The organism is Variovorax sp. GW822-FHT04E09, from assembly GCF_058800845.1.
Map to the genome: position 1 here is coordinate 1,538,243 of NZ_JBXAMR010000001.1, position 14,564 is coordinate 1,552,806.

3 protein-coding genes are annotated in these 14,564 nt (G+C 67.3%); all 3 read left to right on the top strand.

The window, feature by feature from the left end; all coding sequences use genetic code 11:
• The first annotated feature begins 182 nt into the window (after positions 1-182).
• Positions 183-3,197, top strand: a complete 3,015-nt coding sequence (locus AC1RL8_RS07075) for an Ig-like domain-containing protein (protein WP_492684326.1) — start codon at positions 183-185, stop codon at positions 3,195-3,197.
• Positions 3,198-3,496: 299 nt separating this feature from the next.
• Positions 3,497-8,986 (top strand): Ig-like domain-containing protein, encoded by a 5,490-nt coding sequence (locus tag AC1RL8_RS07080; protein ID WP_492684327.1) that lies wholly within the window; start codon positions 3,497-3,499, stop codon positions 8,984-8,986.
• Positions 8,987-9,279: 293 nt separating this feature from the next.
• Positions 9,280-14,436 carry an Ig-like domain-containing protein gene (locus tag AC1RL8_RS07085; protein WP_492684328.1) on the top strand — a complete coding sequence of 1,719 codons (5,157 nt, stop codon included), beginning with the start codon at positions 9,280-9,282 and terminating at the stop codon, positions 14,434-14,436.
• Positions 14,437-14,564 lie beyond the last annotated feature (128 nt).

Genomic DNA, 14,564 nt, shown 5'->3' on the forward strand with positions numbered 1-14,564 from the left:
TCGCCGATGCGCGAAGGGCGCGCTCGCGCCCGCATCGCTCGCTCCGGCTTTTATCGGACCCGTCCGATGGTTCCGCTCCCCTGTTCTTCCTAGAGTTCCTGACGCCCGGGCCGCCGGATCGAACAGCGTGAATTCGCTGCCCGATCCGATCTTTCTTTCCCTTTTCAGAGCATAGGAACTGCATGGCATCCAAAAAGGCAAACGTCTTCGTCGACAACCCGAGCATCGATCAGACAGCACGCGCACAGGTCTTCGCACCACAGCCGCCCACCATGGACAGCGTCATCGACGACGCAGGCGACATCATGGGCACCCTCGCCTCCGGCGGCGTCACGGACGACCGCCAACCCGAGTTCCAGGGCCAGGGCACGCCGGGCGACACCATCCTCATCAGGAACAACGGCGTCGAGATCGGCCAGACCGTCGTGGACGAAGACGGCCAATGGGCCTTCACGCCGTCGACCGACATGAATGAAGGCCACCACGCTATCACCATCGTGGCGCGCGACCCCGCCGGCAACGAGAGCGAGCCTTCGGGCCCGTTCAGTTTCGAGATCGACGTCACGCCACCCAACGCCAGCAAGCTGTCCATCACCGGCGTCCTCGACACCGCAGGCGGCATCACCGGCAACGTGGCCGCCGGCAAGACCACCGACGACACGCGCCCGCTGCTCACTGGCACGAGCACCGGCCAGCCCGGCCACACCGTCACGGTGATGGTCAGGGACAGCACCGGCACCCACGCGCTGGGTGAAGCCGTCGTCGGCGACAACGGCCAGTGGTCGCTGCAGGTCATGGCGCCACTGGCCGCGGGCCTGAACACCTTCACGCTCGTGGAGAAAGACGCAGCGGGCAACGAGACGGCGCCGACAGGGCGCTACCAGGTGACCATCGACACCAGCAAGCCGACGCCCCCGGTGATCGAGCACGTCTACGACGACGTGGGCGTGCCCCACATGCTGGCCCCCGGCGAGGTCACCAACGACGCCCGGCCGACCCTGCACGGCACGGCCCAGCCCGGCCATACCGTGACGTTCCACGACGGCACCACCTTCCTGGGCACCACCCAGACCGCTGCCGACGGCACCTGGGCGTTCACGCCCAAAGACAACCTGGGCGAGGGTGCGCACCACATCACCGCCACGGCCACCGGCCCGGTGGGCCAGACCGGCGACGCGAGCAACGGCTGGCACTTCGAGGTCGACACCCTGGCGCCCACGCAGACCCCCACCGTCTCGGGCATCGGCAAGGACAGCGGCATGGACGCCGACGACCGCACCACCAACGACGGCAGCGCGGGGCGCCTCATGACGGGCCGCCTGAGCGCATCGCTCGCGGCCGGCGAGACCTTGCAGGTGTCCACCGACGGCGGCCAGACCTGGAAGACCGCCTTCGTGAATGGCACGCAATGGAGTGCCCAGGACGACCACAGCCATGCGAGCGACTGGACGGTGCAGACGCGCGTGGTGGACCCGGCCGGCAACGTGGGGCCGGTGAATTCGCAGGCGGTGACCCTGGACACCGCCACGCCCCACACGCCCACTGCGGTCGTGCTGGGCAACGGGCAAGTGACCGTGAGCTTCGACAAGGCCGCGGTGTCGCCGGGCGACCGGATTCACCTGCTCAACGGCAAGCAGAACGTGGACTACCTGCTGGCGGCGGCAGACATTGCTGCGGGCCAGGCCACCATCGCCGTGACCGACGTCTCACTGAATCTGGCCGCGTCGGTGGTCAGCGCAACGGGCAATCATTCCCTCTACCTGGTGATCCGGTCGAACACCGAACAGGAAGATTTCGATGCCGGTGAGACAGTTCAACTTGCGCCGGGGCAAGCAGCCGATGCCGGCATGCTGCTCCTGACAAGAAAAGACGCGGCGGCCGACGCTTCGTCGAACAACGGCGTTTTCGACAGCGCCTCGCCCGACCATGGGCAGGCATGGCACATCAGCGGCACGACCAACGCTTCACTGAAGGGCAACCACTACAACGCCATCGAATTCGACTGGCGGCATTCCCAGGCCACACAGTCGGTCACCTTCTACGACGCATCGGGCAAGGTCATCTTCGAAGGCACCTTCGGAGAAAGTCACAGCCTTCCGGCCGACGGACACGCGAAATTCATCATGCCCGACGGGCTTTCCTTTGCCTCCTTCGACATCCGGACCGGGCTCGTCGACGGCATGGAAACCGACTGGATCGAGGTCGACAACCTGTCCCTCGCCGTGCTGTACCCGCACCCTGAACTGGTGGACATCCCCACCCTGCAGGAAATCCAGGCAGGCTCCGACGTCCACTACGGCGGGGCGGGAGACGACGTGTTCCTGGTTCCCGACGTGTCGTACTTCGAGGGCAGCCATGCGAAGGTCATCGGCAACCAGGGACTGGACACCCTCACCCTGACCGGCGCGGACCAGACACTCGACCTGAGCTCGGTCACGGGCAAGCTCAGCGCCGTCGAAGTCATCGACCTTACTGGCACGGGCGACAACACCTTGAAGCTCTCGCTGGCCGACGTGATGGAGAACGGCGCGGTCGATCAGTTCGTTGCCAACGGCCGCGTGCAGATGCTGGTCAAGGGCGACGCCGGCGACGCGGTGACGCTGTCGGACGCACTGCCCAACGGTACCGACCCCGGCGACTGGGTGAAGGGCGCCAACGTGACCATCGACGGCGTGGTCTACGAGGAATACGCGCACTCGGGCTTTGACGCCGCACTGCTGGTGCAGCAGGGCGTGACTGTCAACTTGCAGAACACGCCCGTCACGTTCAGCGATGCCGGACCCGGGGCAACACCAACGCTCACCGACAGCGACGAAACACACATCGCCCGGTTCGGTTATGCAGACCGGCTGGAGGACGGCGCGGGTGACGACACCGTCCGCCTCCATGGCGACGGCGACTTCGCGCGCGTCCCTGGCGGCCTGGGCGTCGGCACCCTCGTGATGGACGGCAAGGCCATGCACATCGACCTGTCGGCCCTCGACCTGAAGACGGCGCAGGGCGCGCAGAACCCGGTGTCTCCCGACGGCACGGTGCAGATGCAGGCCACCGGCCCCCACGGCGAGGTCGACCCGCTCGACGGCGGCGGGGTCCACGGCAGCGATGCCGCGGTGAGCGGCACCGCCGACCACATCTACTCCAACCTCGCCGGCACTGCACTGCTGGTCGAGGACAAGGTCCACGTGACGATCCTTTAGGCCTCCCACTCGCCGGCGCACCCAGCGCCGCGTGCAGCCGACAACGCGACAGCCGCCCCGTGCAGCTGTCGCGTTTTTTCATTTCTGCCTGGCAACACATCGCCTTGTGCCCTTCGGCACGACTTTGTTCGCGCTTTCAGCGCCGACTGACTTCTTCGCGTGCCGCTTTCAGATTCGTCCGATGGCCTTGCACAGGGCTTCTTTCTAGAGTGCCCTACCCCACCAGACCCCACGATCGGATTGCGTTCGCTCGCATGCCGATGCGGTCTGGTTTCTTCATTTCAGAGCACAGGAATTCCATGGCACTCGAGCAGACGAACAGCGTCGCCCCTTTCCAGAACATCGACCTCGCATCGACCTTCGCGCCCCCGCCTCCTCATGTGGGCAGCGCCGCCGACGACGCCGGCGACATCCTGGGTAGCATCGCCCACGGCGGCGTCACCGACGACCGCCAGCCCGAATTTGGCGGCCGGGGCACGCCAGGCGACACCATCGTCATTCGCGACAACGGCAACGAGATCGGCACCACCGAGGTCGACGCCAACGGCAACTGGACCTTCACGCCCTCGACCGACCTGCTCGAAGGCCAGCACGCCATCACCATCGTCACGCGCGACGACAGCGGCAACGAGGGCACGCCTTCGCCCGCCTTCAACTTCGAGATCGACGTCACCCCGCCCGACGCCAGCCGGCTGAACGTCAGCGGCTTCACGGACAACGTGGGCGGGGTCACGGGCAACGTGATCTCGGGCGGCACCACCGATGAAACGCGCCCGCTGCTCAGCGGCATCAGCAACGGCACGCCCGGCCACACCGTCACCGTGATGGTGAAAGACGCCACCGGCACCCATGAGCTGGGCCTGGCCACCATCGGCGAGAACGGCCAGTGGACCTTCCAGGTCGAGGCCCCTCTGGCTGCCGGCCGGAACACCTTCATGCTCGTGGAACGCGACGCCGCCGGCAACGAGACCGCGCCCACCGGGCGCTACCAGGTGAATGTGGAGACAGGGCGTCCGGAGGTTCCGTCGATCCAGAACGTCAAGGACGACGTGGGTGAGGTGCACATGCTGCAAAAGGGCGAAGTGACCGACGACGCCAGGCCCACCATCATCGGCACGGCACAGGCAGGCACCACGGTCAAGGTCTACGACCACGGCACCTACCTGGGCGAGACCGTGACCGACCCCACCGGCACCTGGCACTTCACGCCCGACGTCCCGCTGGCCGATGGCCCGCACGACATCACCGCCACCGCGACCAACGCGCTGGGCCAGACCAGCGATGCGACCGGCATCTGGAATTTCTCGGTGGACACGCAGCCCCCCGGCCAGGTCACGGGCCTGGAGGTGATCGACGACGTGGGCAGCAAGACCGGCCCTCTCTCGAACGGCGACACCACCGACGACAACAAGCCCACCCTCAACGGCAAGGCGGAGCCCGGCGCGACGGTGAACGTGTACGACAACGGCGTGAAGATCGGCGATGCACCGGTCGACGCCCACGGCGACTGGACGTTCACGCCGATCACGCCGCTGGCGGACGGCCCGCACGCGCTGACCACCGGGGTGGTGGACCCTGCAGGCAACAGCAGCGGCCAGGGCGAGCCTTTGAACCTCGTCATCGACACCAAGAATGTGACGGTGTCGATCGACCGGGTCATGGACGATCAGGGCAGCGTCAAGGGCCCGATCGCGGCCGACGGCCTGACCGACGACCTGCGCCCCGAGATCCAGGGCTCGGGCAAGGCCGGCAGCACCATCAAGGTGTATGCCAGCGGGTACTTCCTGGGCAGCACCGTCGTGCAAGTCGATGGCACATGGAGTTTCACGCCCTTGACCGACATGGCCCAGGGCCGGCACAACATCACCGCCACCGCCACCGACCTGGCGGGCAACGTGAGCAACCCGACGCCGGTCTTCGGCTTCACGATCGACACCGTGGCACCGAACACGCCGACCATCGACACGGCGGTCGACGACGTGGGCAGCAAGCAGGGCCTGCTGCCCAACGGCGGCGTGACCGACGACCCCTCGCCCACGCTGGCGGGCAAGGCCGAGCCCGGCAGCACCGTGACGGTGTACGACGGTGCGATCAAGCTCGGCACGGTCGTGGCCGACAGCAGCGGCAACTGGAACTGCACGCCGACGTCGCCGCTGGCCGAGGGTGAACACAAGTTCACGGTCACTGCGACCGACAAGGCAGGCAACGTGAGCGCGCCGTCCACCGAGTTTGTGCTGAGCACCGACTACACGGCGCCTTCAGCGTCGGACGCTGTACTGACTGACGATGCCGGGGCGATTCAAGGCCCCATTTCCCATGGTTCCGTCACCGATGACATCACTCCGACGTATTCGGGCAAGGCCGAGCCGAACACCACCGTCTTCATCTACGACCACGGCAAGGAAATCGGCCACACGCAGGCCAACGACACAGGCGACTGGACATTCACGCCCTCCGTGCCGCTGGACCTCGGCCAGCACAGCTTCAGCCACACGGTCGTCGACGCGGCGGGCAACAGCAGCGCGCCCTCCAAGGCGATCGATTTCAGCGTGGACAACAGCGGCGACGACTACGCCAGCCTGCTCGAAAGCAAGAAGTCGATCAGCGTGACCTTCGTTGCGGACGTTTCCAGCAGCATGGCGGGGGCCAAGAGCGCGAACCAGGTCCAGTCCATGCGGGCGCTGGCCGAGGCGTACGCCAAGATGAACGTGCCAGCGACGTTCAGCCTGATCGCGTTCGGGAGCAGCGCGACCCACGAGGGAACCTTCACCTTCAACGGCGAGAAAGACCCGAACTACATCAAGCTGCTCGCGGCCATCGATTCGACGGTCTCGCGCAGCGAAACCACCAACTTCGATGCTGCGCTGACCCTGGCAAGCCAAGTCATCAAGGCGGAGTACGCGGCTGCGGGCAATAACCCGTTCAAGACGAAACAGGTGTTCTTCCTGTCGGACGGCCACCCCTACCCCTACGCCACCAGCGCCGCAACGCTGAAGCAATGGCAGGCCTTGATGAGCGACCCGGACGGCAAGACGGCGACGGCGAACCAGATCGAGGTCACCACGGTGGCCATCGGCTCGGACGCCGGCCTGGCCGCCCTGAACCAAGTGTCGACCAGCGGAACGACGGTGGCCGTCGCCGATCCGGCCAAGCTGAAGGACACGGTGATCGACCAGATGTTCGTGGCCTGGGCCTACGGCAGCCTGCTGGAGAACGACACGCAGGTGGTCATGGACGCCCAGTCGAAGATCAGCCAGTTCACCATCGGCAACGAGGTGTTCCGCATCACCGCCGCGGACAAGCTGGTGGTGGACAATCCCAGCGGCAAGGTCACCGCGCTCTACGACGCGGCGTCCGGTGTGCTGACACTGCGCACCGATGCGGGGCAACTCACCGTGTACATGAAGACCGCGAGTGGCCATGCCGCAGGCGACTACATCTTCCGCAAGTATGCGAGCGACACGCTGCAGCTGGTGGACGACATCGAGTACGTCTATGGCTACACCGCCGTCAACAGCAAGGGCGAGAGCCAGACGTCGAAGCTGTACATCACCGACAAGGCGCCGGCGCTCGGCGCCGACGCGGTCACAGTGACCCTGGTGGGCAAGGACGAAGGGGTGGCCGGCAACCACGTCACCGCGGACGACAGCGCCGGCCGCCTTATTGCCGGCACCCTCAAGGCCCCGCTGGGCAGCGGCCTGTCGCTGCAGGTGTCGACCGACGGTGGCGCCAGCTGGCACAACGCGACGCTGAACGGCGGCCACTGGGCTTTCGTCGACATGCAGGCACACCCGGGCGACTGGAAGATCCAGACCCGCATCGTCGACGACAAGGGCCGCACCAGCGGCGTGCTGGCCAGCCAGGACGTGACCTGGACGGCCCCGGCGGCGGCACCCGCCATCCTGCGCATTGCGGACGCCGAAGGCACCTACACCACGGCGAAGGCCCAGGACGGCTCGCAGGTGGCGCTGTCGCTCACCGGCACGGGTGCCAAGGCCGGTGACACCGTGCACATCCAGTGGGGCATGAGCACCTACGACCAGGTGCTGACACAGCTGGACATCAACACCGGTCTGGCCACGATCAACGTGCCCTCGACAGTCACGTACTCCTACCAGGGTGCGGCCAAGGACTTCGCGGTCACCGCGCAGATCATCGGCAAGGATGGTGCGATCGGCGCGGTGTCCAACCCTTACGAGGTGGTAGGCACGGCTGCGCTGACGGCGGTCGGCGACACCTTGCAGAAGGCACCTGTCGACGACGTGTACGCCGGCACCGGCTTCAAGGTCACGACCACCGGCACGCTGGCCAAGACGGCCGCGACCACGACGGCACTGGCGGGCCTCACGCTGAACGACGCCACGCAGGCCAACGCCCTGTTCACCCTGGACAAGCCGGCGAACTACTTCACGCTGCGCCTGACCGGCATCGACAACGCCATGGGCGCCCAGATCCAGGTGTTCGACGTCAAGGGCAACCTCATCCACACCGAGAACTTCATCGGCGGCACGGATGCCCGCCACACCAAGGTGTTCACCTACACCTCGGCGGAGCTGGTGGACATCGGCTCGTTCAAGGTCATCTCGCTGAGCACGAGCGTGACGCTGGACGCGTTCAGCCAGCAGGTGGTGAACCACGTGGCGGAAACGCGCGACCCGAATCTGATCGAGTACGCCCCCGAGACCTTCTACGGCGGCACTGGAGATGACGCGGTGTCGCTGTCGGTCAGCGCTACGACCTACTTCAACCAGGCCACGGCGGGCATCCACGGCGGCAGCGGCATCGACACGCTCAAGCTCGAAGGCTACGCGCACGTGCTCGACCTGACCAAGGTCGGAAGCAAGCTCAGCTCGATCGAGGTCATCGACATCACCGGCAGCTACTACAACACGCTGACGCTGTCGCTGGCCGAAGTGCTGAACAACGGCGGGGTCGACCTGTTCTACAAGGGCGACAAGAGCCGCGTGCAGATGATGGTCAAGGGCAATGCCGACGACACTCTGAACCTGAGCGACCTGCTCGCCGGTGGCATCGACCAGGGCGACTGGGTGAAGAAGGTCGGCGTGGTCACGCTGGGCGGCATCGTGTACGACGGCTACCAGCACTCGTCACTCGGCGCCGAACTGCTGGTGCAGCAGGGCGTGGTCGTCAAGGTCACCAACTCGACGCTGGTCGGTGCGATCGGCACGTTCGAAGCGCCGTCGGATGCCGTGGTGGGCGCCCTCCCCGACGACGAGGTGCTGAGCCACTCGACCCAAGGCTACACCCATGGCGACGACGCGATCATCGCCAAGCTCGGCTTCGCGGACCGCCTCAGCGGCGGCGCCGGCAACGACACCTTCACGAAGGTCGGCACGGGCGACACGGTGCACGGCGGCGCAGGCGACGACACGATCCGCATCAACAGCGGCGACTTCGAGCGCGTTGAAGGCGGTCTTGGCATCGACACCCTGGTGATGGACGGCAAGGCCATGCACATCGACCTGTCGGCGTTCGGCCTGAAGATCCAGGGCATCGAGAAGTTCGACCTGGGTGCCGGCGGCAACACGCTGGCCCTGCACGCCAGCGACGTGCTCGCCGGCGGCATGCGCGACATGGTCACGGCCGACGGCAAGGTGCAGATGCTGGTCAACGGCGCCAACGGCGACGTGAACCTGCTCGGCGGCAACGACAGCTGGACCCAAGGCGGCAACACCACGGTGGGCGACGTGACGTACAGCGTCTACACCAACCTCGCCGGCACCGCCGAGCTGCTGGTCGAAGACAAGGTCCACGTGACCATCCTCTAAGCCTGCAGACAGGCCACGCGGCGCCATATCGGCGCCGCCCTCAACGCGACAGTTGCCCCGTGCGACTGTCGCGTTTTTTCTTTCCGGACAGCAGCCCCGTTCGCCCTTGTGCCTTCGCCCGCGACTTTGTTCGCGCTTCGGCGCCGGCCTATGCCTTCGTGCCTGTCTTTCAGACTCGTCCCATGGCCTTGCCCGCTGCGCCTCCCTAGAGTGCCCGCTCCCCCAGACCGTGATCGAAGCGCGCGCATGAGCACGCCGATCCGGTCGCCCCCCTTTGAGAACACAGGAACTGCATGCCCTCCCCGAGAACAAGCGTCGCCCTCGACGACAACAACAGCAAGAACATGGACCGCACGCTGAGTGCAGACGGATGGGCCACGGCCTCGTCGCCGATGCCCCCTGACGAACGCACACCATTCGAAGCCGACACCGGCCGCAGCGCGCCGACCCGTCCCGTGATCGACGGCGCCCTCGACAACGCCGGCGACATCCAGGACCCGATCGTCCACGGCGGCGTCACCGACGACCGCCAGCCGGACTTCCATGGCCAGGGCACGCCGGGCGACACCATCCTCATCCGCGACAACGGCGTGCTGATCGGCATCACCGAAGTCGCCGAGAACGGCCAGTGGGAGTTCACGCCGTCGACCGACCTGCTCGAGGGCCTGCACGCCATCACGGTCGTCGCGCGCAACGCGGCCGGCGAAGAGAGCGAGCCCTCCGCCGCGTTCAACTTCGAGATCGACGTGACCCCGCCCGACGCCAGCCAGTTGAGCATCACCGGCGTCGCGGACGCCGTGGGCAGCGTCACCGGCAACGTGGCCTCGGGCGGCACCACCGACGATGCCAGCCCGGTGATCAGCGGCGCCAGCTCCGGCGTGCCCGGCCACATCGTCATCGTGATGGTGAAGGACGCGAATGGCGAGCGCGAGTTGGGCCACGCCACCATCGGCGAAGGCGGCCGCTGGACGCTGCAGGTCGACCCGCCGCTGGCTCCGGGCCTGAACGTGATCCGTGTCTACGAGAAGGACGCGGCGGGCAACGAGACCGCGCTCACGGCGCCGTACCGCGTGACGGTCAACACCGACGCGCCCCCGCCGCCCGTGATCGAGAGCGTGTACGACGACGTGGGCACGCCGCACATGCTCCAACAGGGCGAAGTGACCGACGACGCCCGGCCGGCCCTTGCCGGCACGGCGCAGGCGAACCACACCGTCAGGCTCTACGACGGTGCGACCTTCCTGGGCGAGGTGACGGCCGATGCCAACGGCCGCTGGACGTTCACGCCCACGGCCGCGCTGCCCGACGGGCCGCGCCACATCACCGCCACCTCGACCAGCCCGCTGGGCCAGACCAGCGACGCCAGCAACGCCTGGGACTTCGTGGTCGACACCACGCCGCCGCAGGCGCCGGTCATCGTGTCGGTGGCCGACGACGTGGGCAGCATCGTCACCCAGAACATGGCCGACGGCGCGATCACCGACGACACGCGCCCCGGCTTCACCGGCACGGCCGAGGCCAACAGCACGGTCGTCGTGTACGACGACGGCGTGGAGATCGGCCGCGTGCCGGCCGACGCCTCGGGCCACTGGACGTTCACGCCGACTACCGCGCTGAGCGAGGGCCCGCACCGCATCACGGTGGCCGCCATCGACCGGGCGGGCAACACCAGCGCACCGTCCGACCCGTTCGGTTTCACCGTGGACACGACGGCGCCGACGCAGACCGCCACGCTCACCGCCCTCGGCAAGGACAGCGGCACGAGCGACAGCGACTTCCTCACCAACGACGGCAGCGCGGGCCGCCTGATGCGCGGCAGCCTGTCGGCGCCCCTGGGCGCGGGCGAGACCCTGCTGGTGTCGACCGACGGCGGCACCACCTGGAAGCCGGCCATCGTCACCGGCGACAAGTGGAGCGCGCAGGACGACCACAGCCACGCCGGCGGCTGGACGGTGCAGACACGCGTCGTCGATGCGGCAGGCAATGCAGGCCCCGTGAACTCGCACGCCGTGGCCCTGGACACCACCGCACCCGCAGCACCGACCTCGATGACGATCAACGGCTCGCAGGCGACCGTGGCGTTCGCCAAGGCCAACGCCGAAGTCGGCGGGCGCATCACCCTGACCCAAGGCGACAAGCGCTACGACCACGTGCTGACGGCCGCGGACGTGGCGGCCGGTCGCGTCGTCATCAACGCGCCCTTCGCACTGGGCAGCCAGACCACCGCCGGCCTGGTAGACAAGGCCGGCAACGTGTCGGCCGAGTCGCTGCGGGAGTCGGTGTACCTGGAGAACTTCAACGCCGTCACCGGCGCGATCAGCCTGCCGACGGGCGCCTCCTACAAGCTCGGCAGCCTGACCTTCTACAGCCTGTCCTCCAGCGGCGGCTCGGTCAACGGCATGACCTACCCGCAAGGCCTGTATTCCAGCTACTACACCCCCTACATGCACCAGAAGCCGTACTCGAACGCGCTCTGGGTCGCAGGCAGCATCCGCGTGTCGCTCGACGGCGGCCTGGTGGGCGACAAGCTCAGCTTCTACATCGGCGACAACAACAACTACGCCACCATCCGGCTGTACGCCAAGGACGGCAGCCTGTTGCACAGCGCCAGCATGGCGCCCCTGAACGGCACCATCAACATCGATGTCGCGTCGACCGGCAAGTCGTTCTCCAGGTTCGAGATCGTCACCTACTACAACGCGGGTCAGCGCGGCAACGACCAGCTGTGGATCGACAACATCCAGATCTCCAGCAGCGGCAAGGTCGCCACGACGGGCGTGTTCACGCTCACGGCCGACAGCGCGGCCGTGCTGAACGGCGATGCGGGCAACAACGTCTTCAAGGTAGGGGCCGTGGCCGACTTCAGCGACTCGGGCATTGCCGGCAACGGCGGGCTCGACACCCTGAAGCTGACCGGCGCCAACCAGGTGCTCGACCTGGTCGCGCTCGGCGCGAAGCTCAGCTCGGTCGAGGTCGTCGACCTCACCGGCACGGGCAACAACACGCTCAATCTGTCGCTCGCCAACGTGATGGAGAACGGCACGGTCGACCAGTTCGTGGCCAACGGCCGCGTGCAGATGCTGGTCAAGGGCAATGCCGGCGACGCGGTCACGCTGAGCGGCCTGCTGCCCGACGGCACCTTCCCGGGCGACTGGGTCGAGAACGGCACCGTCACGCTCGACGGCGTGGTCTACACCGTGTACGCGCACTCGGGCTTCGGCGCCGACCTGCTGGTGCAGCAAGGCGTGACGGTCACGCTGGGCGTGGGCACGACGCTCACCATCGACAGCCTGGGCAAGGACAGCGGCATCGCCACCGACTTCGTGACGGCCGACGGCAGCGCGGGCCGCGTGGTCACGGGCAGCCTCAGCGGCGTCCTGCCCTACGGCCTGAAGGTCCAGGTGTCGGTCGACGGCGGCCAGACCTGGCACGACGCCGCAGTCAACGGCAAGGCCTGGGCCTTCGTGGACACCCAGGCGCACGGCGGCGACTGGCGCGTGCAGGCGCGCGTGAGCGACGGCCAGGGGCACAGCAGCCCGGTGGTCGAGCGCGAGGTCACGCTGCTCGACGCGCCCGGGGCTCCCGTCATCACGCGCATTGCGGAGGCCGAAGGCATCTACACCACCACGAAGGCGCAAGACGGTTCGCTGGTGAACGTGTCGCTCGCCGGCACCGGCGCCCAGGCCGGCGACAAGGTGCATGTGCAGTGGGGCATGAGCACCTACGACCAGGTGCTGACGCAGGCCGACATCACCAACGGCACCGCCACCCTCAAGGTGCCGGCGACCGTGACCTACTCGTACCAGGGTGCGGCCAAGGACTTCGCGGTCACCGTGCAGATCGTCGGCAAGGACGGCGCGCTGGGCGCAGTGTCCAAACCTTACGACGTGGTGGGCACGGCCGCGCTGACGGTGGTGGGCGACACCCTGCAGAAGGCGCCGGTGGGCGACGTGTACGCGGGCACCGGCTTCACGGTCACGACCACCGGCACGCTGGCCAAGACGGTCGTGAACACGAAGGCACTGGCCGGCCTCACGCTGAACGACACCACGCAGGCCAACGCCCTGTTCACCCTGGACAAGCCGGCGAACTACTTCACGCTGCGCCTGACCGGCATCGACAACGCCACGGGTGCGCAAATCCAGGTGTTCGACGTGAAGGGCAACCTGATCCACATCGAGAACTTCATCGGCGGCACCGATACCCGTCACACCAAGGTGTTCGCCTACACCTCGGCGGCGCTGGTCGACATCGGCTCGTTCCAGGTCACGGCGCTCAGCCCGAGCGTGACGCTCGACGCGTTCAGCCAGCGCGTGGTGAACCACGTGGCGGAAACGCGCGACCCGAACCTGATCGACTATGCCCCCGAGACCTTCTACGGCAGCGCGGGCGACGACGTGGTGTCGCTGCAGGTGAGCGCCACGACCTACTTCAACCAGGCCACCGCGGCCATCCACGGCGGCAGCGGCATCGACACGCTCAAGCTCATGGGCTACGCACACGTGCTCGACCTGACCAAGGTCGGCACCAAGTTGAGCTCGATGGAAATCATCGACCTCACGGGCACGGGCAACAACACGCTGACCTTGTCGCTGGCCGAGGTGCTGAACCACGGCGGCCTCGACCTGTTCCACCAGGGCGACAAGAACCGCGTGCAGATGATGGTCAAGGGCAATGCCGGGGACATCGTGAACCTGAGCGACCTGCTGCCCAACAAGAACGACCAGGGCGACTGGCTCAAGAAGGGCAGCGTCACCGTGCAGGGCGTGGCGTACGACGTGTACCAGTTCTCCACGCTCGCCGCCGAGCTGCTGGTGCAGCAGGGCGTGACCGTCAAGCTCAGCAACGTCGCGCTCAAGGCGTTCAGCCTCGATCTCGTATCGGACGGTGCGCTCGACCACGCGACGCAGGCCTGGACCGATGGCGACGACACGCTCATCGCCAGGCTCGGCTTTGCCGACCGCCTCGAAGGCGGCGCCGGCAACGACACCTTCACCAACGTCGGCACGGGCGATGTGGTGCATGGCGGCGCGGGCAACGACGTCATCCACGTGCTCAGCGGCGACTTCGAACGCGCCGACGGCGGCCTGGGCATCGACACCCTCGTCATGGACGGCACCGCCATGCGCATCGACCTGGCGGCCTTCGGCCTGAAGCTGCAAGGCTTCGAGAAGTTCGACCTGGGCGCGGGCGGCAACACGCTGGCGCTGCACGCCAGCGACCTGCTGGCCGGCGGCATGCGCGACATGGTCACGGCCGATGGCAAGGTGCAGATGCTGGTCAACGGTGCCAACGGTGAGGTCGACCTGCTGGGCGGCAGCGCAGGCGACGGCGGCTGGAGCCAAGGCGGCAACGCCACGGTCGGCGGCGTGACCTACAGCGTCTACACCAACCTCGCAGGCACCGCCGAGCTGCTGGTCGAGGACAAGGTTCACGTGACGCTCATGTAAGCCACCCCACTCACCGGCGCAACCCGCGCCGGTGCACCGACAACGCGACAGCCGCCCCCAGCGACCGTCGCGTTTTTTGTTTCTGCTGCGTGGCAGTGGCCCGCGCGGAGCCACCACGCCCGGTTGTG